Genomic DNA, 22,403 nt, shown 5'->3' with positions numbered 1-22,403 from the left:
GCACGCGCTCCGGTCGTGCACGACGGCACCGTCCGGATTCGGGCATGATCGTGGTCGTGCCCATCCTTCGACGCCGACCGGTTCCGCTCCTGACGACCGTCGTCGCCGCGCTCGCGGCCGCCGGGTGCTCCTTCGGTCCCGACCAGCCCGAGACCGTCGTGGGCGAGTTCGCGGCGGCGCTCGAGGCCGGTGACGTGCAGGCCGCGGCGGAACTCACCACCGACCCCGCGGCGGCAGCCACGACGATCGGCGACGTGTTCGACGGTCTCGGCGTCGACGGTTCCGGCACGGTCCGCCCCGACGTGAACCTCGCCGGCACGGCTGATGCGGGCACGTTCGACCTCGACGTCGCGTGGACCTTCGGCGAAGGGCAGGACTGGGCGTACCGCACGTCCGGCAGTGCGGTCGACCTCGACCCGCAGGGCTGGCGCATCGAGTGGGACCCGGCGCTGCTCGCCCCGGACCTGACCGCCGACGCCACCCTGAGCTACACGACGACGACGGGTCCGGCACCGTCGGTGCTCGACCGCCGCGGGCAGCCGATCCTCGAACAACAGGTGGTGACGCTGGTGAACCTCGACGCCACCGCCGACCCGGCGGCCGTCGCGCCGCTGCTCGCCACGGCGGCGCCCACCGTCACCGCGCCATCGCTCGCCGCCGACGTCGCCGCCGCCGCGGGCAAGCCCGTGACGGCGGTGACCCTCCGGGAGGCGGACCTCGCGCCGATCGAAGCTCAGCTCGCCGCGCTGCCCGGAGTGAGCCTCGTCCGGCAGACCCGGTTGCTGACGGTCGACCGCGCCCTGGCCTCGCCGGTGCTGTCCGGGCTGGGAGAGCTGTGGCAGGAGGGCCAGGACGCGTCCGCCGGATGGGCCGTGCGGCTCGTGTCCGGGGACGGCACCACGCGCCGCCTCGCCGGAGCCGACGGTCCGCCGGCACCGGACCTGCAGACCACGTTCGACCTGGACCTGCAGACGCGCGCCGAGGCGGTCCTGGCGCCACTGCAGCAACCGGCGGTGATCGTCGCGATCGAACCGTCCACCGGGGCGGTGCGGGCGGTGGCGCAGAACGCCGCCGCAGACGCCGAGGGGCCGCTCGCCCTGACCGGGCTGTATCCGCCCGGCTCGACGTTCAAGACCGTCACCACCTCGGCCGCGCTGCAGGCCGGGGCCGCAACCCCCGACACGGTGGTGCCGTGCCCCGGGACGGCGAACATCGAGGGCCGCGTCATCCCCAACGACGACAGTTTCGACCTCGGCTCCGTGCCGTTGCACACGGCCTTCGCCTTCTCGTGCAACACCACGATGGGCCGGCTCGCCGTCGGCCTGCCGGCGACCGCGCTCACCGATGCGGCCGCGCAGTTCGGGCTCGGGGTCGACTACGTCACGCCCGGGCTGGTCACGGTCACCGGCAGCGTGCCCGAGGCGCAGACGCCGGCGGAGCGCGTCGAGTCCGCGATCGGCCAGGGTCGGGTGACGGCGTCTCCGTTCGGGATGGCACTCGTGGCGGCGTCCATCGCGCACGGGTCGACTCCGTTGCCGATGCTGGTGGAGGGCCGGCCGGCGGTGGCCGATCGTGCGCCCGTCGCCGCGCCGGAGGAGGTCACTGCCGCGTTACGGACGATGATGCGGGAGACTGTCACGGGTGGAACCGCGAGTGTGCTGCGGGACATCCCCGAACTCGTCGGTAAGACGGGGACGGCGGAGTACGGTGATGGCACCGGTGCCCACGGGTGGTTCGTCGGCTCGCAGGAAGACCTCGCGTTCGCGGTTTTCGTTGCGGGAGCGGGCAGTTCGGCACCGGCAGTGGACGTGGCGGGACGCCTGCTGAGGGGGTGAGGCGCGGTTCGAGGCGCAATCGTGATCGCATCGTAGGCAGGGCGTGCTTGTTACTGAAGTGACAGAAGTGAAGGTTGGTCGTTATGGGTTTTCGGGACTGGCGCACGATGCGCGGCCGCGTGACAGCCCTGGTCGCCGTCGTGGTTCTCGCAGCGGGCATGGCCTCGTGCGTGTTCGACGACCCCCGGAGCGACGCGCAGCGACTCGTCGACGACTTCGTCGCGGAACTGAACGAACAAGATGCCGCCGGCGCGGCCGCCCTCACCTCGTACCCGAACGCCGCCGAGGCGTCGATCCGCCAGATGTTCGAGGGCATGAAGGACGGCGACGTCGAGTTCGACGTCGCCCAGTTCGTCGAACTCAACGAGCAGACGGGCTTCTTCTCCCTGGGGGCCGACTGGAATTTCGGGCCCGGCAAGGACTGGGGATACCAGGTGGACGGCGTGGCGAAGAACCTCGCCGTCGGCTGGCGGATCTCCTGGGACCCGCAGGTGCTGGTGCCCGAGCTGAACCGGACCCGCACCGTGCACCACGTGCGCACCGACGCCGCCCCGCCGAAGATCTTCGACCGCACCGGTCGGTTGCTCATGGCCGAGCAGACCATCAATGCCGTCGTCGTCGACCCCACCCTCACGTCCGACCCGGTCGACACCACGACCCGGCTGGCGAAGGTGCTCGAACCGGTCGCCCCGGTCATCACCGCCGACCTGCTGCAGCGCAACCTCGCGGCCGACCCGGGCGCGCGCATCACCGCGGTGAAGCTGCGCGACCAGGACTACCAGTTCCTCGAGGACGAGATCGTGCCCATCCCGGGCGTCGTGGTGGTCAAGACACCGACCCTGATCAGCGCGGACCGGCGGATCTCCACTCCTCTGCTCGACCCGCTGCGCGCGGCCTGGCAGCTCGAACGCGACGCCACCGCCGGCTGGGCAGTCACTCTCGAAGAACCCGGCGCCGACCCCGTGCAGCTCGCCGGCTTCCAGGGCCCGCCGCCGCCGGACCTGCAGGCGACCCTCGATTCGCACGTCCAGCTCGCCGCCAAGGAAGCCGTGGTCAGCGTGGGTACCCCCGCGGCGATCGTGGCGATCCAGCCGTCCACCGGCGGTGTCCTGGCCCTGGACGTGAACAACTGGGCGATGGAACTCGGACCGGTCGCCTCGCGCGGGCTTTACCCGGCCGGACAAACGCTGGATCCGGTGCGCCTGGCCGCAGGTCTCGACCGCGGCGTCGACCCGGTCTCGGTGAGCACCGACGATCTGGCTGCCACCGCCCGCCGGCTCGGGCTCGGACTCGACTACGACGTTCCGGGGTTCGACTTCGAGACCGCGCAGATCGGGGACAACCGGTCGGGCGTGGTGCAGTTCTCCGGATCGGACGGCGGCAGTGAGGCGCTGCTCAGCCCGTTCGGTGCCGCGCTGCTCGCCGCGTCCGTCGCGCGGGGTGAAGCGCCGCTGCCGGCGATCGTGCAGGGCAGGTCGGCGAAGGTCGACGAGGCCGTCGAACCGCTGCCACCGCAGGTGACCGACGCGCTGCGCGTCGCGATGGCCGAGAACGTGCGCAGCGGCCCCGCATCGCTGTTGAAGGGCCATCCGGGTCTGGCCGGCATCGCAGCCGCGAGCGGCGACGACCGATGGTTCTACGGATACACCGGCGATCTGGCCTTCGCGGTGTTCGTCGCCAACGCCGACGGCGGCGACCGTGCGGTGAAGATGGCCGACATGTTCCTCCGGGAGCTCGCCAAGCCGCCTGCCGACGGCTGACCGCCGCGGACCTCGACGGTTCCCTCGAAGCGGACCCGGGTACGTTTGTCGCTCGTGACCCCTGTCGACCTGCTGCTGCTCGCGGTCGCGGGGTTCTTCGCCGGGCTCGTCGGGTTCGTCACCGGCCTCGCGTCCATCGTGTCGTACCCGGCACTGCTCGCCGTGGGGCTGCCACCCGTCGCCGCCAACGTCACCAACACCGTCGCGATGGTGGGGGTCGGTGTGGGGGCGCTGGCCAACTCGACCCGCGAGGTCGTCGACACCGGACCACGGCTGTGGCGGTGGACTGCGTACTCGGCGCTCGGCGGCCTCGTCGGCGCCGTCGTGCTGCTGTGGGCACCGGCCGGATCGTTCGAGGCCGTGGTGCCCTACATGGTGGCGTTCGCGGCTCTCGCGCTGCTGCTCCAGCCGCGGATCCGTGCCCTGGCCGGCGGCCGGGACCTGCCGGGACCGTACTCGGCGCTGCTGTTCGTCGTCGCCGTGTACGGGGGCTACTTCGGGGCCGGGGCGGGCGTCGTCTTCCTCGCCGTGACCCTGATCTGCACCTCCGAGCACATCTGGCGTGCCACCATCCTCAAGAGCTTCCTGCTCGGGGTGGCCAACCTCGTCGCGGCGATCGGGTTCGCCGCATTCGGCCCGGTGCACTGGGGCGCGGCCGCGGCGATGGCGCTGGGGGCCGTCGCGGGCGGGTGGTGCGGGCCGCCCGTGGTCCGGCGGATCCCGCCCGACGTGCTGCGGGTGTCGGTCGCACTCGCCGGCTTCGGGCTGGCGGTGTGGCTGGCCGTCCGATGAGTCCGCCGCGCCCGTGCACACCGCCGGGTCGGTGACGCTGCCGGGTCAGTGGACCCCCTGCATCTTCCGCCGGATCCAGGGCGAGAGCAGCGCCAGCACGACGCCGATCGCGATCGAGCCGAAACCGACCCACGCGAAGTACGGCTTCTCGTTCGCCTCGTCGTAGTACTTCGCGAGCGTGCCGGCCATCGCCGTGCCGAGCGCCACGGACAGGAAGAACAGCGCCACCATCTGGGTGTGGAAGTTGCGCGGGGCGAGCTTCGTCGCGAGGGACAACCCGACGGGGGAGAGCAGCAGCTCGGCGAACGTGAACAGCAGCAGGATGCCGGCGAGACCGAGCACGGGAGCGCTGTTGGGGCCGCCACCGGACATCGGGATGAAGCACAGGAACGCGACGCCCATGAGCATCGTGCCCATCGCGAACTTCGCCGGCGACGACGGCTGCCGGGGCCCGAGCCGGGTCCACAGCGCGGCGAACACACCGGCGAACACGATGATGAACACGGGGTTGATCGACTGCACCCATGCCGGCGGGAAGTCCCAGCCGAACAGGTTGCGGTCGAGGCGTTTGTCCGCGTAGACCGCGACGGTGGTGAACTGCTGCTGGAACAGCGACCAGAAGGCCGCGCTGGCCAGGAACATCGGGATGAAGCTGACCACCCGGCTGCGTTCGACCGGGGTGATCTGGCGGCTGGACAGGATCACGACGAAGTACACGACGGAGGCCGCGACGATCGTGCCGACCACGACATCGGACAGGTTGTCGACGGTGACCAGTCCGGTCGCGAACAACACCGCGATCAGGGCGAGCACGACGAGGGCGATGCCGGCGGCGCGGACCCGCTGGGTGGCGGGCAGCGGGTGCGGGGGCGTGGCGCCGATCCCGCGCAGGTGCTTGCGGCCGAGGGTGTACTGGAGCAGTCCGAGCGCCATCCCGATCGCGGCCAGCCCGAAACCGTAGTGGAAGCCCAGCTCGGTCTGGGCCCAGCCGGTGAGCAGCGGGCCGATCAGCGCTCCGATGTTGATACCCATGTAGAAGATGGAGAACCCGGCGTCGCGACGGGTGTCCTGCTCGTCGTACAGATCGCCGACGAGCGACGTCGCATTCGCTTTGAGGCCGCCGCTGCCGACCGCGACCAACACCAGGCCCACCGCCACGCCGGCCAGTCCGGGTAGCAGCGCCAGGGAGATGTGGCCGAGCATGATGAGGATCGCGCTGTAGAACAGTGTGCGCTCGGAACCGAGCAGCCGGTCCGCGATCCAGGCGCCGAGGATCGTCGACAGGTAGACCGTGCCGCCGTACGCGCCGACGATCGACGTGGCAGCCAGCTCGCTGATCCCCAGTCCACCGTCGGCGGCGGAGTAGTACAGGTAGTAGATCAGGATGCCCTGCATGCCGTAGAAGGAGAATCGCTCCCACATCTCGACACCGAACAGGTTGGCCAGGGCGAACGGCTGACCGAAGAAGGTTCGTTCCCGGGTCCGTTCGGGAGGCGGCGCGGTCTCGCTCATGGTTGTCACTCTCGCACAGCGCCGGCCCTTCCGGATGCCGTCCGCCCCGCACTCCGTCCGATATGCGCAGTACGGCCAGGGCAGGGCGGAACGGTCAGGCGGCGTCGACGCGCCGGCGCAGCCAGAGGCCGGCCAGCAGCCGCCAGCCGAGCAGGAACACCGCGAGCACGATCGAGGCGACGACGATGAACGACCCGGCGGTGCCCTGGCCGGTGACGACGCGCAGCAGCATCCCGACGACCACGGTGCACAGCCAGGCGAGCACGCCGGTCGGGACGACCAGCCACGGGTCGAACTTCTCCTTGTAGAGAGCCGCCGTCGCGATCCATCCCGCGGTCAGGCCGGCCAGGAACGGCCATGCCGTGTTGGCGAGTCCCGCCAGGCCGCCCCCCTCGTCGTGGCTCGCGCGTCCGAGCGCGGCGAACACGATGACCAGGACGACGTCGATCAGGGCCGGTGCGTACTTCTTCACGACGTCCAGCGTAGGTCGACGACGACAGCGAGCGCCCTCCGGGACGGAGAGCGCTCGCTGTGCGGAGCGGGGATCAGGCCTGCAGACCGGCCTCGATCTCGAGGTTGATGGTGATCTTGTCGCCGACGACGGCGCCGCCGCCCTCGAGCGGCATGTCGATGGAGATGCCGAAGTCCTTGCGGTTGAGGACGGTGGTGGCCTCGAAGCCGGCGACCGGGCCCTGGCCCATCCCGGGATTCACGCCGTTGAACTCGAGCTTCAGTTCGACGGGCTTGGTGACGCCGTGCAGGGTGAACTCGCCGTCGACCACGTAGTCGCTGCCGGCGGTGCGCACGCCGGTGGACCGGAAGGTCGCGGTGGGGAACTGCTCGGCATCGAAGAAGTCGGCGGAGCGGATGTGGGCGTCGCGGTCGGCGTTCTTGGTGTCGATGGACGTGACCTGGATGTCGGCGGCGACGGCGGCGGTGCCGTCCTCGGCGACGGTGACGGCGCCCGAGAAGTCGTCGAAGGTGCCGCGCACCTTGCTGACGACGAGGTGCCGGACGGTGAAGCCCACCGTGGAGTGGACCGAGTCGATGACCCAGGTGCCGGCGGTGAGTCCCGGGAAGGTGGCGGTGGTGGCGGTGGTCATGGGGGTTCCTCCTGGTCGAGTCTTAGTTGAAGTTTCAACCTTCGATGCAGTCAACGATCGCATCGAATGATTGATTCCGCAACTACTTGAGGTGTGAGGTGGATCTCACTCGTCACTCCGGCGCGGGGGTGCCCTCGCTCGCGGCCCGGCCGCGACGTCGTTCGAGCACCGAACGGGCGTGTTCCTCGCGTTCGAGATCGGCGTCGATGCTCTCCTCGTGCCGGCCCGACCGGAACTTGAAAGCCACCACCGTCCACCCCACCAGCGCGACCAGGATGAAGCTGACGCCCCGGTACACGAACACCGCTGCGAGGGCCTGCGAGGCGCTCATCCCGGCCGCGGTGAGCGTGGCGATCAACGTGCCGTCGACGAAACCCAGCCCGCCGGGCGCCAGCGGAATGCTCCCCACCGCTTTGGCGGCTGCGAACGCGATCAGCAGTCCCGGCAGCGACGGCTCCCCACCCACCGCCCAGCACGCGAACCCCAGACACGCGACGTCGAAGGTCCGGTGCACGGCCGACCAGCCGATCGTGGCGAGCCCGTCGCGCCGACCCAGGTGCACCGCCTCGATCTGCCCGAGGATCTGCTCGAACTTCTCCATCCCGGTGTCGGCCGGCTTGCGCAGCAGGCGGTTGACGCGCGCGAGAACCCACGCCCCGGCCGACTCGACGGACGACGGATTGCGGGACACGTACCGGACCCCGACGATCAGCGCGATCACCCCGGCGACCGACAGGACCAGCGTCACCGGGCTCACCCGCGTGCCGACCGCGAACGCGCCGCCCACGCCGACCGCCGCGAGCGTCACCGCCGCGATCACTCCTGAGACCGCCAGCTGCCACGACGCCACCACCGGCGTCGCACCCCAGCGCCGGGTCTGCTGGTAGGTGAACGCGGTGGAGAACACCGGACCGGCCGGCAACGTCACCGCCATCGCGGTGCTCGCATAGATCACCGACGCCGAGCGCACGTGCCCGACGACGACCTCCCCGGCTCGCAGCAGCCGGCGCTGCACCTCCGCGAAGCCGCTCAGGGACAGGGCCTGCGCGAGGATGCAGGCGGCCAGCCAGCCCCAGTGCAGTTCGGTCAGGGCGCGCCAGGAGTCGGCCAGCGTCGGCCACAGGTAGATGCCCTCGACCACCAGCAGTGCGACCAGGGCCACGGCGAGCAGCCACTTCACCCGTCCGAAGCGACCCCGGCGCCGCGTGGCGTCGGGTGCTGGCGGATCACGTCGGGGCTGCGCCACAGGATTCAGCGTAGCCAAGTGGCCCGGAGGGCGGATCGTCCTTTTCGTCGCCGGTCGTCCCGGCCGCCCGTCACTCGTGGCCCGATTCCGGGTACCGCACCGGCCAGGCCAGATGCGTCACCCGGCGGCGGCCCCGGAGTTGCACCTCGTCGCCGAGTTCCCAGTGGGCCCGTTCCTCGTCGTCGGCGAAGTACAACGCGCTCGACGAGGCGAGCACCCGGCTCGGCCGCAGCTTCGCCAGTTCGGTCAGGCGCGACGCCTCGTTCACCGGATCGCCGATGACGGTGTACTCGAACCGTTCGGCCGCGCCGATGTTGCCGGCCACCGCCAGCCCGGCCGAGACCCCGATGCCGATGTCGAGGTCGGTGATCTCGTCCAGCGCGAACCGCAGTTCCCGGGCCGCCGCGAGCGCGGCGGTGGGTGCGTCGGGCCGGTCCAGCGGAGCGCCGAAAATTGCCAGCGCCGCGTCGCCCATGAACTTGTTGACGAAGCCGTGGTGCCGGTCCACGACGTCGACCACCACCCGGAAGAACTCGTTGAGCAGCTCGACGACCTCGCCCGGCGGACGTTCGGCCGCCGTCGCCGTCGATCCGACCATGTCCACGAACAGCACCGCGACGTAGCGGGTCTCCCCGCCGAGCTCGGTGCCGTACTGCAGGGCGCGGCGGGCCACGTCCTCGCCGACATGCTGACCGAACAGCTGGCGCAGCCGCCGCCGCTCGTCGGACTCGGCCATCATCCGGTTGAAGCCGACCTGCAGGCGTCCGATCTCGCTGCCGTCGAACACCTCGACCTGCACGTCCGTCGCGCCGCGCTGGACTCGCTCGATGGCCCAGCGCAGCTGCTTGACCGGATCGGAGATCTGGGCCGCGGTGAGCGACGACAGCACCCCCGCCAGACCGATCGCCATCACCGACAGCGCCAGCACCGCCCAGGCCATCGCGTCCGCCGGGAACTCGACGTCGGTGGTCAGCTGCGTGACGCACAGCAGTGCGATGCCGCCGGCCGGCATCAGCGTGCCGAGCCCCCACGTCATGGCGAGGCGCGTCCCGACACCCGGCGCGAGGGTCCGGTCGAACTCCCCCTCGCTCAGGGCCCGCGCTGCCACCGGCCGCAGGATCCGCTCGCCCAGCATGTACGTGAACCCGAACGTGCTGGTGGCGGCCATCGCGACGGTGATCGCCACCGCGACCGCCAGCTGCGGCATCTCCTCCGCGGTGAGGAACACGAACAGCGCACCGCCGAGGATCCACAGGATCAGGTGCACGATCGCCTGCCGCAGCGGCGCGTGCAGCGCGGACATCTGCTCGGACCGGGTCGGGGGGCCGCCGCGCAGCTGCCACCGCACCACCGCCCGCAGCATCAGGGCGGCCGCCGTCAGGCTCACGATCCCGGCGAACACCAGATACACCGCGAACACCGCGAAGTTGCGGACCCGGTCCGCGATGATGTGCTCGTTCTCGGACAGCGGGATGCCGTACCGGACGAACGCGAACACCAGCAGCGCACCGAACAGGTTCGACGCGCCCATCGAGGCCATGTAGAGCGGCCAGCGACTACGCAACGTCGCCGCGACGGCTCGATAGGACCTCAACACGACATCAAATCAAACCACTGTGCCCACCGTCACAGTGCACCATGGTCGTGATCCGGGCGTTTCGGGCGGTTACCCTCGGCGCGACGACCGACCGGGAAGGGGACCGTCCGCATGGTCCGGCGCAGAGCCGACGACAGGCCGCCGCGTCGCGTCGCCGTGCCCGCCCGGGACCGGATCGGCGCCGACCCCGACGCGCCGCTGTGGCGGGCCGCGCAGGTGTTCCGGCTCGTCACCGTCGTCTATGCCGTCAGCTCCCAGTTCTCCACCGTCGCCCACTACACCTCCCCGCAGCTCAGCTGGTTCTTCGTCGCGCTGCTGGCGGTGTGGTCCGGGGTGTCGGCGGTGCTGCTGTCGCAGGGGGTCGGCCGGCGCGCCGTGGTGGTCGGGATCGACCAGGTCGTCGCGGTCGCGCTCATGGGCGCGACGCGGCTCGTCGCCGACCACGACTGGTACAGCGCCCACCAGACGCTGCCCACAACCCTCTGGGTCGCCAACGCGGTGCTCTCGGCCGCGATCCTCGGCGGTCCCGTCGCCGGCGTGGCGTCCGCACTGGTGATGGCGTCGGTCAGCGCGATCGTCCGCGACCAGATCAACCTCGACCTGTGGCGGGACGCGACTGCCCCCGTCCTCGTCGCGGTCGGCGTCGCGATGGGATTCGCCACCACCACCGCCCGGCGCGCCCACCGGCAGCTCGAACAGGCCGTGCGAGTGGCGGCCGCCACCGAGGAACGCGACCGGCTCGCCCGCGAGGTGCACGACGGGGTGCTGCAGGTGCTGGCCCTGGTGCGGCGCCGCGGCACCGCTCTCGGCGGGGAGGCCGCCGAACTCGCCCGGCTCGCCGGGGAACAGGAGGCCGCCCTCCGGATGCTCGTCTCGGAACAGAACACCCGCCTCGACCGCGGCGACGAACTGGTGGACCTGCGGGCGTTGCTGCGCGCCCAGGCCGGTGCCGGCGTCACCGTCTCCGCGCCCGCCGATCCGGTCCTGCTCGACCGCGTCCGCGCCACGGAACTGGCGGCCGTCGCCACCACGGCGCTGACCAACACCACGCTGCATGCGGGTGCCGGCGCGAAAGCCTACGTGCTGGTCGAGGACCTCGGCGACGAGGTGATCCTCAGTGTCCGCGACGACGGGAAGGGCATCGCGGAGGGGCGGCTCGCCGAGGCCCGCGCCGAGGGCCGGATGGGTGTGTCGAAGTCGATCGTCGGCCGCGCGCAGTGGCTCGGTGGCGTCGCGGTGCTCGACAGCGCGCCCGGCGAGGGCACCGAATGGGAGATCCGCGTTCCGAAGAGGGGAGCACGAGGTGGGTGAGGACAGCGCGACGAGCGGCCCGATCACGGTGATGGTCGTCGACGACCATCCGATGTGGCGCGACGGCGTCTCGCGGGACCTCGAGGCGGCCGGCTTCCGGGTCGTCGCCACCGCCGACGGCGTCGGTGCGGCCGCGCGCCGGGCCGCGGCGGTGCAGCCGACCGTCGTACTGATGGACATGTCGCTGCCCGACGGCACCGGCACCGAGGCCACCGTCGCCGTGCTCGGGGCCTCCCCGGCCAGTCGTGTGCTCGTGCTGTCCGCGTCCTCCGAGCGTGACGACGTCCTCGGGGCCGTGAAGGCCGGTGCCTCCGGGTACCTGGTCAAGAGCGCGTCGGCCGCCGAGCTGGCCGAGGCCGTGCGGGCGACCGCTGCCGGGCAGGCGGTGTTCACGCCCGGACTGGCCGGTCTGGTCCTCGGCGAGTACCGGCGCATGTCCTCCGGCGAGAACCGCCGCATGTCCTCGGACTCCGGCCGGCGCGATCCCGCCCCGCCCACCCTCACCGAACGCGAGACCGAGGTGCTGCGGCTCGTCGCGAAGGGACTGTCGGCCAAGCAGATCGCCGCCCGGCTCACCCTCAGCCACCGCACGGTGGAGAACCACGTCCAGGCCACGCTGCGCAAGCTGCAGCTGGCCAACCGCGTCGAGCTCACCCGGTACGCGATCGAACAAGGACTGGACTAGCTCACCGGGCTCACCGGGCGCCACCGATCCTCTAGAATTCGACCGCTTCCGCAGTCCGTTTGCGGCGGTGACGTGCTCGATCGAAAGGCTGGGCGATCGAAAGGTGGAGCGCCGATGACCATCGCTGGCGTGGCGCTCGGCGTACTGGGAGGCTTCGCCGTCAGCGTCGACGGACGACCCGTCGACCTCGGTGGCAGCCGGCAGCGCGCCCTGCTCGCCGCGCTCGTCGTCGCGTTCCCGGGCGACGTGTCGGGCGAGCGGCTGCTCGAGCAGGTCTGGCACGACGTCGACGACCCGAAGACGAGCTCACTGCACTTCGCCGTCTCCAAGCTGCGCGACCGGCTCAGCCCGCAGCGACCACGTGGGGACGAGGGGGTGATCGTCCGGGAGGGCTCGCGGTACCGGCTCGCCGTCGCCGCCGAGCAGATCGATGCCGTCCGGTTCACCGACCTCGTCGCACGGGGCGACCGGCTGCGCGAGCAAGGTGCCGCTCAGGCCGCGGCCGACGCGTACGCGACCGCCCTGTCGTGCTGGCGAGGGTCGCCCTACGCCGACGTCGCCGACGCCGAGTTCGTCCGCTCCGAGGTCGCCCGGCTGACGGCCGTCGAGTTGCGCACCCGCAAGGCCCTGCTGCAGATCCGGCTGGACCTGGGCGGCGCCGATGACGTCGTCGAGACCGCCGAGCGGCTCGTCGCCGCGCATCCGCTCGACGAACGGGCCTGGGAACTCCTCGTCGTCGCCCTCTACCGGGCGGGCCGGCAGGCGGACGCGCTGGCGGCGCTGCGCCGCGTGCGCACCGTGCTCGACGGTGAACTCGGCATCGAACCGGGGACCGGACTGCGCGAACTCGAAACGGCGGTGCTGCGGCAGGACGACGCCCGGCTGCTCGGCACGGTGATCCCGCCGTCGGCCGCTGCCCCGCGGAACACGAACTCCACTCTGCCGTCCCCACGCACTGCACTCGTCGCCCGCAACCGTGAACTCGCGGAGGTCGCCGCGGCGCTGGCCCGGGAACCGTTGGTCACGCTCGTCGGCCCCGGTGGGGTCGGCAAGACACGGCTGGCGGTGGAGGTGTGCCGCCAGGGCGGTGAACGTCCCACCGACGGACCGTGGTTCGTGGACCTGGGGGCGGTGGGCACCGATGCGCTGGTCGCCGCGACCGTCGCGGCAGCCCTGCAGATCCTCGGCCCCGGGACCGTCGACCATCTGGCGACGGTCCTCGCGCCCCGCGAGTTCGTCCTCGTGCTGGACAACTGTGAGCACCTGCTCGACGGGGTCGTGGAGCTGGTGACGGCGCTGCTCGAGCGCTGCCCGGGCGTGCGGATCCTGGCGACGAGCCGGGAGCCGCTCGGCATCGACGGCGAGTGGGTCTACGAGGTGCCGCCGCTGGACGAGGACGCGGCCGTCGAGCTGTTCGGCGTCCGGGCCGCCGGGGTGGTGCCGGGCTGGACGATCCACGACGAGGTGACCGAACCCGTTCGCCGCATCTGCACCGAGCTCGACGGGATCCCGCTGGGCATCGAACTGGCGGCGGCCCAGCTGCGCGTGCTGTCCGAGCAGCAGATCGCCGAGGGGCTGAGCGACCGGTTCGCGCTGCTGCAGGGCGGCTCCCGCACCGCTCCGCCCCGGCAACGCGGACTCGCCGACGCCATCGAGTGGAGCTACCGGCTCCTCGACGACGAGCAGGCGCGGCTGCTGCGCGAGGTGGCGGTGTTCGCGGGCAGCTTCGATCTCGAGGGCGCTGCCGCCGTGCACGGCAGCGCGCCGCCGCTGAGCGTCCTGCCGCCGCTGACCGCACTCGTGCGACGGTCGCTGTTGCGGGTGGAACCGGCGTCGTCGCCGCGGCGGTACTCGATGCTGCAGACGATCCGGGAGTTCGCCCTGGAACGTGTGGACGCGTCCGAACGGGACCGGATCGCCGTCGTGCACCGCCGGTTCGTGCTGCAACGAGCCCTCGCGGCGACGCCCCATCTGCGCGGTTCCCGGGCACGGCAGACGTTCGACGCGCTGACTGCGGACATCGCCGAGCACCGTGCCGCGGCGGCGTCCGCCGCAGCTGCCGGCGATGCCGTCTACCTGCTCGAGCTCGCCGGAGCGCTCTACTGGTTCTGGTACCGGCGCGGGCACATCCGGGAGGGCCTCGGAGTCATCTCGGCGGGGCTCGGGGCGGTGGAGCGGTCAGCCACCGTCGTCCCGGATGCGACGCTGTCGTCGGCGCTGACCGGTCTGGGTGGACTCACCTACCTGGCGGGCGACGCGGCCGCCGCGGCGGCGGCGCTGCACCGGTCCGCCGAGACCGCGGCGCGCACCGGCGATGCCGTCACGGAGGCATGGATGCGCTCCTGGTGGGCCTACTGTTCCGCGATCACGGGACCGTCCGAGGAGTCCCTGCACGCAGCGCACGAGAGTGCCGACGTCCTGCGCCGGGAAGGCGCCGTGTGGCAGCGTGCCGACGCGCTGCTCATCGAGGGGATGATCCTGCGCTTCCTCGGCCGTCCCGAGCGGGCCCGGCAGGTGTTGCGGGAGGCCGTGGAGACGGGCGAGCGCTGCGGCCACGGCTGGGCGGTCGGCTCGGCGTCGTGGACCCTCATGCGCACAGCGATGGACGTCGGGGACACGGATGCGGCGCTCGACGCGGTCCGGGTGATGCAGCCGGTGCTCGAAGCCGAGGGCGACGTGACGTCGTGGCTCGTTCTCGTCCACAGCGCCGCGGCCCTGGTGGCCCGGCTCGGCACACCCGACGTCGGCGCGATGCTGCTCGGCGCGGTCCGTGCCCTCGGTGGCCGCATCGGCTTCCTGCCCGAGGTGATGGATCCCGTCGACGGCCCGCGCGAGGTGGCGGTCGTCCGCGATGCGCTCGGCGACGCCGAGTTCGAACGGTACGTCGGTCTCGGCGCCGGCCTGGACCGCACGGAGGTGAGCGCACTGCTCGACCGGCTGTGCCGAACGGGGCATGTCGGTGCGCAGCCGGAGCTAAGCGGCAGCTAAGCCCCGTTCGCTGTCCTGGAGGGGACCCCGAGTCGTCCCCTCCGAGGAGCATCATGTCCCACCAGTCGTTCCAGACCCTGGCCGCCACGTCCGTCGCCGACCGCCTCCGCGCCGCCGTCGCCGGTGCGGTACACGCCCCCGGAGACGAGGGCTACCGCCTGTCCGCCACCGGCTTCAACGTCGCCACCGTGCATCGCAGCGCCGCGGTGGTGGTCGCCTCGAGCGCTGCCGACGTCGCCACCACCGTCCGGATCGCCGCCGAGTGCGAACTGACCGTCGCGGTGCAGGCCACCGGCCACGGCGCCGCCCCCGCACCGGAGAACAGCATCCTGGTCGACACCGCCCTCCTCGACGGGGTGAGTATCAACCGCGCCGAACGCACCGCCACCGTCGAGGCCGGGGTCCGCTGGCGGCAGGTGCTCGATGCCGCCGCCCCGCACGGGCTGGCACCGCTGGCCGGGTCGTCGCCCGACGTCGGTGTGGTGGGGTACACCCTCGGCGGTGGTCTCGGACCGATCGCCCGCACCCACGGCTTCGCCGCCGACCGGGTGCTGCGGATGGAGGTCGTCACCGCCGACGGACAGCTGCGGCGGGTCACCCCCGACGAGGAACCCGACCTGTTCTGGGCGCTCCTCGGCGGCGGCGCGGCGTTCGGGATCGTCACCCAGATGACCTTCGAGCTGCTCCCCATCCAGACCCTCGACGGCGGTGGCCTCTTCTTCGACATCGCCGACGCACCGGCCGTGCTGCGCCGCTGGCGGGACTGGATCTCCGCCGCGCCGATGTCCGTGTCCAGCTCGCTGGCGATCGTCGACTTCCCGCCCCTGCCCGTACTGCCCGAGCCGCTGCGCGGCCGTACCGCCGTGCATGTGCGGTTCGCGCACGTCGACGACCACGAGGACGGGACAGCACTGCTCGCACCGATGCGGGCGGCGGCCACCCCGATCCTCGACACCGTCGCCGAGATCGTGTACCCGGCGCTGGGCTCGATCCACGCCGACCCCACCGATCCGATGCCCGCCACGGAACGTTCCCTGTTGTTGCGGGAACTCCCGGACGCCGCCCTCGACGCCCTGCTCGCCGTCGCGGGTCCCGCAGGCGCGCTGCCGATCACGCTCGCCGAGCTCCGCGCGATGGGTGGCGCCCTGAGCGCGCCGCCGGAGACCGCCAACGCGGTCGGGGGCCGCGACGCCGCGTTCAACCTCTTCACGGTCGGAGTGCTGGCGCCGCCCGTCGCCGACGCGGTGCCCGGTGCCCTCGAGTCCGTCGTCGAGGCACTCGCACCGTGGGGCACCGGGGGTGCGTTGATGAACTTCGCCGGTGCAGCGGACGGTGTCCCCGCCGCCCGCGTGGCGAGCGCGTGGACCCCGGCCCAGCGTGCGCGGCTCGCCCGGATCCGCGCGGCTTACGACCCCGCCGGTGTCTTCGCGTCTGCGGCGCGCTGGCCCGCAACGGCGATCTGAACCGACAGTGACGATTCCTCGACTCCATGATCGTCCGGCACTCGCGGCAGCGCTGACCCTGATGACCCCGGGTGCGGCAACGCCTACCCTGTCGATCATGGAGTCGAGGGATCTGCGTGTCTCGGACGCCGAGCGCGAACACGTCGGGACATTGCTGCAACGTGCGGTCGGGCAGGGGATGCTGTCGCTGGGAGAGTTCACCGAACGCATGGATACCGCGCTGGCCGCGAAGACCCGCGGAGAACTGAACGCCGTACTCGTCGACCTGCCCGGCATGCAGGTGCGGCCCGAATACCTGCCGCACCCCACCCAGCCCGGTCCCGTCCCGGCGCCGCCGATGCCCGCCCCGGGGCATCCCGCGCCACCGATGCCCGGGCAGGGGTATCCCGCGTCACCGACACCCGGGCCGGCATACCCCGCACCGTCTCCGCACATGCATGTACCCACCATTCGCGGCCGGATGTCCAACCTCAGCCGCAAGGGCCGGTGGGAGGTGCCACCGGTGCTGCGGCTCGACACTGTGCTGTCTTCGGTGACCCTCGACTTCACCGAGGCCGTCATGCGCACCCAGGTCGTGCGGATCCAGGTGGACGACTACCTCAGCTCCATCACCCTGGTCGTTCCCGCCGAGGCCACGGCCGACATAAACGGTCTCGACACGGTCGCCGCGAGTGCCGAGTCGAAGGTGCGCAACGGGCCCCCGTTCGGTCCGCTGCATCTGATCGTCGACGGGACCGTCCGCCTCGGTTCCGTCAACGTCAAACACCCGCTGGGGACGACCCTGCGCAGATTGCTGGGCTAGACGATATGGAGTGACTCACGACTTGGCGTGACCTTGCCTCCTCGGGGACTGAGGAGTGTCCCCTCGGTCCGATCAGGGTGCGCCCGCGCAGGGCCGAGGTCAACGTCGTTCATGCTCGCTGCGCTGCGCGTGCTCCACGTTGACATCGAGTCTCCTGCACAGGCGGGTGAAGCGATGATCGAGGGACACCCCCCGATGACTGTGGGCCGGTGGCTGTGGCCCGAGACCTCACGCACAAGATTCGTGGGTTACCGAGCAGACGAACCCGTCTGTCCGGCCTATCCGACAATTGTGGGAGGCCCCGGTGTTTACCGAGCGTACGAGCATTGGACTGGACGTGCACGCACGTTCGGTCGCGGCAGCAGCCATCGACAGCGTCACCGGCGAAGTGTTCCAAACCAAACTGACGCCCTCCTACGACCACATCCGATCCTGGATCGCGGACCTCCCCGGCCCGGCGGCAGTGACCTACGAGGCCGGACCGACCGGCTTCGGACTGTATCGAGCGTTGACCGACGCGCAGGTGCGGTGCGAGGTCGCCGCCCCATCGAAGCTGCAGAAACCGGCCGGGGACCGGGTCAAGACCGACGCCCGCGACGCTCTGCACCTAGCCCGCTTGCTACGACTCGACGAGATCACCTCGGTGGCGATCCCCACCGTGGATCAGGAAGCGGCCCGCGATCTGGTGCGAGCCCGGGAGGACTGCCGCGGAGATCTGATGCGAGCCCGTCACCGCCTGTCGAAACTGCTCTTGCGGCACGGCATCGTCTACTACGGCGGACAGGCGTGGACCGGTGCGCACGACCGCTGGCTGCGCACCGAGGCCGCACCGCAGCTGACTTGGCCGGCGACGCGGATGGCGTTCGACGCCGACTACGACCATGTGCTCACCATGCAGGCCCGGCGCCGGCGACTCGATGCGGCGATCGAAGAGATGGCCACGGCGAGTGAATTCACTCCGGTCGTGCGCCGGATGTGCTGTCTGCGTGGAGTATCCATCTTGACCGGGTTCGGTCTGGCGGTGGAGATCGGGGACTGGGATCGGTTCACCGGCAACACTATCGGCTCGTTCGTCGGGCTGGTTCCCGCGGAGTACTCCTCGGGGTCGTCCCGAGTCCAGGGGGCGATCACCAAGACCGGCAACACCCATGCCCGGCGGCTCCTGGTGGAAGCGGCCTGGCATCACCGACCGCGATACCGGATCGGGGCGGTGATGCGGTCGCGGTGGGACCGGGCGCCGGCTGCGGCCCGTGCCAGGGGCGATGAAGGTAATCGTCGGTTGCATCAGCGGTGGGTGGGCTTCCTCGAACGCCGTAAACGACCCGTCGTCGCGAATGCGGCGATCGCCCGGGAACTGGCGGGTTGGTGCTGGTCGCTGGCGGTGATGGATTGCTAGAGCCCACCTGATGGACTTCGTCCCATGGGTTCGGTGGTGGCAGCGCGTGGATCGACCCGCGAAACAGCTATGAGCAGGCCCCGAGAGACCGACGCTCGATCCTAGACACGCGGATGCGATCCAGCCGAAATCCCGTCCTGCGGTATCCAACCCGCGTATATCAGTCTGACCGCGCGTCGCATTATCGACACGCTCACCACGCAGACATGAGGGCGAAGCAACGAGGCGCCGTCGGGGTCGCTCCCCGACGGCGCCTCACCTTGCCCTCTTGACAAACTTCTCTACATATCAGCTGTACTGATCGGGGACGTCGATCGAAGCTCGCGGATGCGCCCCGAAGTCGCTCACGAGCCAGTCGTCGATCGAGTCGTAGGGGAACTCGTGGCGGTGATGCGGGCCGGGCAGGGTCCTGGGCGCCTGGACACGGTCGAGGCGGAAAAGCCTCCAGTCGGCGCGACCGAGGTCGTACCCGATGAGGTACCAGTGCCTCCGGCGCAGGATGTGGCGATAAGGATCGACTGTCCGCTGCGATTCAAGTCCCTGTCGGTCCGTGTAGTCGAAGCAGAGGTGCGCGCCGGTCGCCACGGCGTCGGCGACTGTCCCGACGAGTCGCCAGTCCACCGGAAACGGCGCGTCGGTCAGAATCTGCGTGGCGAGAGCGGTCGCTGCTGCACGCCTGCGCAAGCCGGCCGGAAGCACTTGCTCGATCTTGGCTCGCGCGGCTGCGACGGACGCGTCGTCCGGCGCCCGAGCCTCCAGTACGAGCAGGCCGGTGATGATGGTTGCAACCTCGTCCGGGGTGAGCAACAGCGGGGGAATCTTCATGCTCGGGCGTAGCCGATAGGTGGCACCTGGCCCAGGCCGTGAGGTCACGTCGTAGCCGAGGTCGCGCAGGCGCCCGGCGTCGCGGCGCACCGTGCGTTCGCTGACTTCCAGTCGGCGGGCCAGCTCGGCAGCGGTCCATTCACGGCCGGTCTGGAGCAGGATCAACAGTTGAAGTGAGCGCGACGAAGCAGACTCCATAAGCCCCAGCATCGTCGAAATGGCGGACAGGAACAGGCCGCATCAGCTCCTACGGTGACAGAACAGACCCGAGAAACGAAACGGAGCCACTGTGCGCATCGCAGTCACCACACCTCTGGGACATGTAGGCCACCACGTGACCACCATGCTCATCCGGGCGGGCGTCAGGCCACTGCTGCTGACCCGACATCCAGGCAGCATCCCGGCCGGGATCGACGAGTGTGCCGACGTAGTCGAGGCCGACTCACGCACACCGAGCGACGTCGTCGCCGCTACCGTCGGCGTCGACGCCATCTACTGGGTGGATCCGCCTGCCGAGTCTGCAGACCCGCTCGCCGACTACGCGCGGGCAACCGAGGCGATCCGGGCGGCGGTGGAGTCCAACGGGATCGGTCGCGTGGTTTTCCAGAGCAGTGTGGGGGCCGAGAAGCGTCGGGGGGCCGGCGAGATCGACGGTCTGGCGGCGACTGAGGTAGCTCTCGATCGACTCGGGGTGGCCGCCACGCATCTGCGGTGTGGTTACTTCTTCACCAACCTGCTCTTCGAAACCGAGTCGATCACAGCCGGCCTGCTGCAGACCGTGCTTCCGGTCGACAGTCCGATGAGCTGGGTGGCTCCACGCGACATCGCCGAGGTCGCCACGACGACGCTGCTCAACGGCGACTGGAGCGGTCGCCGGGTTCAAGCCGTTCACGGCCCCGAGGACCTCACCTGGGCCCAGGTCGCCTCGATCCTGAGCGAGGAAACGGGGCGCAACGTGCGCGTCGAGCAGATCACCGACGAGGACATGACCCAGCAGTACCTCGCAGCAGGCATGCCGCCCGCCATGGCCGATGCCGTGCTCGGGATGTCGGTCGGGTTGCGGGACGGCTTCGTCCCCGAGCAGCAGCGCTCCCTGGTCACGACGACTCCCACGCAGCTGCGCGGCTGGATCCGAGAGGAGCTCGTTCCCGCCCTCTGACCATCTACGCCCGCTGCCACTCCGAGAGGCGATGCACGAGCCCAACATTGCGGTAGTGATACTCATGCCCCCGGACGCCGAGCCGCGGACCATGAAGGGATGAGTACGCCGACCCCGCCCGGTCTCGATCCGCGGCTCGTCGCCCAGCTGTCCGGCGAGTGCTACGCGCTCGAACAGCACCTGCTCGCCGTCGGCGCGCACGTCGCGCACCTACGGGCCCAGCTCGACCGCCTCGCTGTCACCCCGGCCCCGGTGCCGGTGCCGGCCCCCGCGCCGTCCGTGTCGCGGACCCCGCCGCCACCCCCACGGCCGGTCCCGCCCGTCGTCCCGCCGCCGCCGGCGCCGGCGCGGGAGCCGTGGTGGCAGCGCGACGGCGTGATCAGCCGGGTGCTCGCCGTCGCGGGGGTGGCGGTCACCCTCATCGGCGTCGTGATGCTGCTCGTGCTCGCCGCGCAGGCCGGGATCTTCGGTCCCGTGCCCCGCGTCGTCTCCGGTGCGGTGCTGGCCGTCGCGCTCGTCGCCGTGGGGATCCGGGTGCACCGACGCGAGGGCGGACGCATCGGCGGTGCCGCCCTGGCCGCGACCGGTTTCGCGGGCGGCTACCTGGTGCTCTTCGCGGCGACCGCGTACTACCGGTGGGTGCCTGCCGTCGCGGGTCTGGCCGCCGCCCTCGTCGTCGCCGGTGCGGGCATCGCGCTCGCGGTGCGCTGGTCGGACCGGATCCTGGCCGTGCTGCTCGTACTCGGTGCCGCTCTGCTCGCCCCGGCCCTGTCGGAGGGCGATCCGCTGCCGCTGCTCGGCTTCCTGCTGGTGTTGCTCGTCGCGAGCTTCCCGGCCCAGTGGCAGCGCAACTGGGCGCTGCTGCATCTCGCGCGGGTCGTGCCGATCGTCGCGGTCCTGCTGGCGACGATCGCCGGGGGCGAATTAGCCGACCGTGGCGAGCTGGCCTGGCTGGTCGGATTCCCGGTGGCGGTGGCCGTCTTCGTCGCCGGCACCGCGGTGCTGCTGCTGCGCCGGGACCCGGGCGACGTCGTCGCCGCGGTGTGCCTGGCGGTCGCGGCACTGCCGCTGCTCACGGTCGGTCTGCGGCTGGACCGGTGGCCTGCCGTCGCACTCGAAGCCACGGCCGCCGCCGGGTACCTCGCGCTGTTCGCGCTCGCCGGTCCCCGGTCGCGGCCGCTGCGGGTGGCGTCCGCCGCGGTGGCGGCGTTCGCGCTGCTGCACGCGTGCCTCACCGGTGCGAGCCCCGATGCGTCGGCCACGGTACTGCTTGCCGTCGCCGCCGGGTATGCGGGCGCGGCCGCATCGATGCGCTCGCGTCTGCTGTTCGTCGCCGGCCTCGGCTTCTGGGTGCTCGGCGGCGCGATGTTCTACGACGGGGCCGAAATCGAGAATCTCACCGACCGGATGCAGGCGGTGGACCGCCTCGACGTGACCACGCTGGTCACGGCGGTCCTGCTCGCCGCGGTCACGCTGCTGTTCGCGTGGACGGCGACACGACTGCATCTCGTCCGGGACCGGGGCGTGCCGTGGATGTGGAGCGGGGTGGCGCTCGTGGTGCTGTACGCGGTGACCACGGCGCTCGTCACGGCCGGCGTCCTCCTGGGGGGCGCGGATGCGGGGTTCGTCGCCGGGCACGCCGCCGCGACCATCTGCTGGATGATCGCGGCGACCGCGATGCTGGCGCTCGGTCTCGCGCGCACCGAGTACGCACACGCCGCCCTGGCCGCGGGGCTGTCGCTGACCGCTGCCGCGCTGGCCAAGCTCTTCCTGTTCGACCTCGCCGCCCTCGAAGGGGTGTGGCGGGTCGTCGCCTTCATCGTCGTGGGCCTGCTACTGCTCGCGGTCGGCACCCGCTACGCCAAGGCGTTCGCCGGTCGCGAAGCCGACTCGCCGGAGCCGGGACACGACCAGGACTGATCCGGCCGG

The 22,403-nt window shown here is 71.3% G+C and carries 17 protein-coding genes; 11 read left to right on the top strand and 6 right to left on the bottom strand.

Annotated elements, in window-relative coordinates:
• Positions 1 to 44 precede the first annotated feature (44 nt).
• From AC2IPW_RS21475 to AC2IPW_RS21465, 3 genes are all read left to right on the top strand, one after another.
• Positions 45 to 1,835, top strand: a complete 1,791-nt coding sequence (locus tag AC2IPW_RS21475) for a penicillin-binding transpeptidase domain-containing protein (RefSeq protein WP_486375628.1) — start codon at positions 45 to 47, stop codon at positions 1,833 to 1,835.
• 83 nt (positions 1,836 to 1,918) lie between these two features.
• Positions 1,919 to 3,595 carry an NTF2-like N-terminal transpeptidase domain-containing protein gene (locus tag AC2IPW_RS21470; protein ID WP_486375627.1) on the top strand — a complete coding sequence of 559 codons (1,677 nt, stop codon included), beginning with the start codon at positions 1,919 to 1,921 and terminating at the stop codon, positions 3,593 to 3,595.
• A 54-nt stretch (positions 3,596 to 3,649) separates the two neighbouring features.
• Positions 3,650 to 4,387 carry a sulfite exporter TauE/SafE family protein gene (locus AC2IPW_RS21465; protein WP_054373588.1) on the top strand — a complete coding sequence of 246 codons (738 nt, stop codon included), beginning with the start codon at positions 3,650 to 3,652 and terminating at the stop codon, positions 4,385 to 4,387.
• Between the two features lie 45 nt (positions 4,388 to 4,432).
• On the opposite strand, the gene AC2IPW_RS21460 is transcribed toward AC2IPW_RS21465, so the two are convergent.
• The 5 genes from AC2IPW_RS21460 to AC2IPW_RS21440 form a co-directional block, all read right to left on the bottom strand.
• Positions 4,433 to 5,899, bottom strand: a complete 1,467-nt coding sequence (locus AC2IPW_RS21460; protein WP_289378658.1) for a peptide MFS transporter — start codon at positions 5,897 to 5,899, stop codon at positions 4,433 to 4,435.
• 94 nt (positions 5,900 to 5,993) lie between these two features.
• Complete coding sequence (locus tag AC2IPW_RS21455) at positions 5,994 to 6,371, bottom strand: DUF3054 domain-containing protein (RefSeq protein ID WP_289378659.1); 378 nt, start codon at positions 6,369 to 6,371, stop codon at positions 5,994 to 5,996.
• Between the two features lie 73 nt (positions 6,372 to 6,444).
• Positions 6,445 to 7,002: a YceI family protein gene (locus AC2IPW_RS21450; protein WP_486375626.1), complete on the bottom strand. Its 558-nt coding sequence runs from the start codon at positions 7,000 to 7,002 to the stop codon at positions 6,445 to 6,447.
• A gap of 112 nt (positions 7,003 to 7,114) precedes the next feature.
• The gene (locus tag AC2IPW_RS21445) at positions 7,115 to 8,248 is read right to left on the bottom strand and encodes a lysylphosphatidylglycerol synthase transmembrane domain-containing protein (RefSeq protein ID WP_289378663.1); all 1,134 of its coding nucleotides are present in this window, start codon (positions 8,246 to 8,248) and stop codon (positions 7,115 to 7,117) included.
• Between the two features lie 70 nt (positions 8,249 to 8,318).
• Entirely contained in the window at positions 8,319 to 9,788 is a 1,470-nt protein-coding gene (locus tag AC2IPW_RS21440; protein ID WP_486377050.1) for an adenylate/guanylate cyclase domain-containing protein, read from the bottom strand.
• 168 nt (positions 9,789 to 9,956) lie between these two features.
• Here AC2IPW_RS21440 and macS point away from each other — a divergent pair, with 168 nt between their 5' ends.
• The 6 genes from macS to AC2IPW_RS21410 all read left to right on the top strand — a co-directional run bounded on the left by macS (position 9,957) and on the right by AC2IPW_RS21410 (position 18,490).
• Entirely contained in the window at positions 9,957 to 11,156 is a 1,200-nt protein-coding gene (gene macS / locus AC2IPW_RS21435) for a MacS family sensor histidine kinase (RefSeq protein WP_416061920.1), read from the top strand.
• A 31-nt stretch (positions 11,157 to 11,187) separates the two neighbouring features.
• Entirely contained in the window at positions 11,188 to 11,841 is a 654-nt protein-coding gene (locus tag AC2IPW_RS21430; RefSeq protein WP_486377049.1) for a response regulator, read from the top strand.
• A gap of 114 nt (positions 11,842 to 11,955) precedes the next feature.
• Complete coding sequence (locus AC2IPW_RS21425; RefSeq protein ID WP_486375625.1) at positions 11,956 to 14,829, top strand: AfsR/SARP family transcriptional regulator; 2,874 nt, start codon at positions 11,956 to 11,958, stop codon at positions 14,827 to 14,829.
• A gap of 53 nt (positions 14,830 to 14,882) precedes the next feature.
• Positions 14,883 to 16,292, top strand: coding sequence for an FAD-binding oxidoreductase (locus AC2IPW_RS21420; RefSeq protein WP_486375624.1), 1,410 nt, complete (start codon positions 14,883 to 14,885; stop codon positions 16,290 to 16,292).
• A 97-nt stretch (positions 16,293 to 16,389) separates the two neighbouring features.
• Entirely contained in the window at positions 16,390 to 17,094 is a 705-nt protein-coding gene (locus tag AC2IPW_RS21415; RefSeq protein WP_486375623.1) for a DUF1707 SHOCT-like domain-containing protein, read from the top strand.
• 304 nt (positions 17,095 to 17,398) lie between these two features.
• A complete protein-coding gene (locus AC2IPW_RS21410) occupies positions 17,399 to 18,490 on the top strand; it encodes an IS110 family RNA-guided transposase (RefSeq protein WP_486375622.1) in 1,092 nt (363 codons plus the stop codon).
• A 288-nt stretch (positions 18,491 to 18,778) separates the two neighbouring features.
• Here AC2IPW_RS21410 and AC2IPW_RS21405 read toward each other — a convergent pair whose 3' ends face one another.
• Positions 18,779 to 19,513 carry a helix-turn-helix transcriptional regulator gene (locus AC2IPW_RS21405; RefSeq protein ID WP_486375621.1) on the bottom strand — a complete coding sequence of 245 codons (735 nt, stop codon included), beginning with the start codon at positions 19,511 to 19,513 and terminating at the stop codon, positions 18,779 to 18,781.
• A 91-nt stretch (positions 19,514 to 19,604) separates the two neighbouring features.
• Here AC2IPW_RS21405 and AC2IPW_RS21400 point away from each other — a divergent pair, with 91 nt between their 5' ends.
• Both AC2IPW_RS21400 and AC2IPW_RS21395 read left to right on the top strand, forming a co-directional pair.
• Positions 19,605 to 20,474 carry an NmrA family NAD(P)-binding protein gene (locus tag AC2IPW_RS21400; RefSeq protein WP_416061915.1) on the top strand — a complete coding sequence of 290 codons (870 nt, stop codon included), beginning with the start codon at positions 19,605 to 19,607 and terminating at the stop codon, positions 20,472 to 20,474.
• 99 nt (positions 20,475 to 20,573) lie between these two features.
• Entirely contained in the window at positions 20,574 to 22,394 is a 1,821-nt protein-coding gene (locus AC2IPW_RS21395) for a DUF2339 domain-containing protein (RefSeq protein ID WP_486375620.1), read from the top strand.
• Positions 22,395 to 22,403: the final 9 nt, after the last annotated feature.

It is taken from the genome of Rhodococcus sp. NS-SX18 (genome assembly GCF_057367935.1).
This window is presented reverse-complemented; position numbering and strand designations above follow the sequence as displayed.

Excerpts from the sequence above, each read along its gene's own strand:
- AC2IPW_RS21460 (WP_289378658.1), bottom strand. The coding sequence starts at position 5,899 with ATGAGCGAGACCGCGCCGCCTCCCGAACGGACCCGGGAACGAACCTTC.
- AC2IPW_RS21470 (WP_486375627.1), top strand. The coding sequence starts at position 1,919 with ATGGGTTTTCGGGACTGGCGCACGATGCGCGGCCGCGTGACAGCCCTG.
- AC2IPW_RS21450 (WP_486375626.1), bottom strand. The coding sequence starts at position 7,002 with ATGACCACCGCCACCACCGCCACCTTCCCGGGACTCACCGCCGGCACC.
- AC2IPW_RS21415 (WP_486375623.1), top strand. The coding sequence starts at position 16,390 with ATGGAGTCGAGGGATCTGCGTGTCTCGGACGCCGAGCGCGAACACGTC.
- AC2IPW_RS21420 (WP_486375624.1), top strand. The coding sequence starts at position 14,883 with ATGTCCCACCAGTCGTTCCAGACCCTGGCCGCCACGTCCGTCGCCGAC.
- AC2IPW_RS21405 (WP_486375621.1), bottom strand. The coding sequence starts at position 19,513 with ATGGAGTCTGCTTCGTCGCGCTCACTTCAACTGTTGATCCTGCTCCAG.
- macS (WP_416061920.1), top strand. The coding sequence starts at position 9,957 with ATGGTCCGGCGCAGAGCCGACGACAGGCCGCCGCGTCGCGTCGCCGTG.
- AC2IPW_RS21395 (WP_486375620.1), top strand. The coding sequence starts at position 20,574 with ATGAGTACGCCGACCCCGCCCGGTCTCGATCCGCGGCTCGTCGCCCAG.
- AC2IPW_RS21430 (WP_486377049.1), top strand. The coding sequence starts at position 11,188 with ATGGTCGTCGACGACCATCCGATGTGGCGCGACGGCGTCTCGCGGGAC.
- AC2IPW_RS21425 (WP_486375625.1), top strand. The coding sequence starts at position 11,956 with ATGACCATCGCTGGCGTGGCGCTCGGCGTACTGGGAGGCTTCGCCGTC.
- AC2IPW_RS21475 (WP_486375628.1), top strand. The coding sequence starts at position 45 with ATGATCGTGGTCGTGCCCATCCTTCGACGCCGACCGGTTCCGCTCCTG.
- AC2IPW_RS21440 (WP_486377050.1), bottom strand. The coding sequence starts at position 9,788 with ATGGCCTCGATGGGCGCGTCGAACCTGTTCGGTGCGCTGCTGGTGTTC.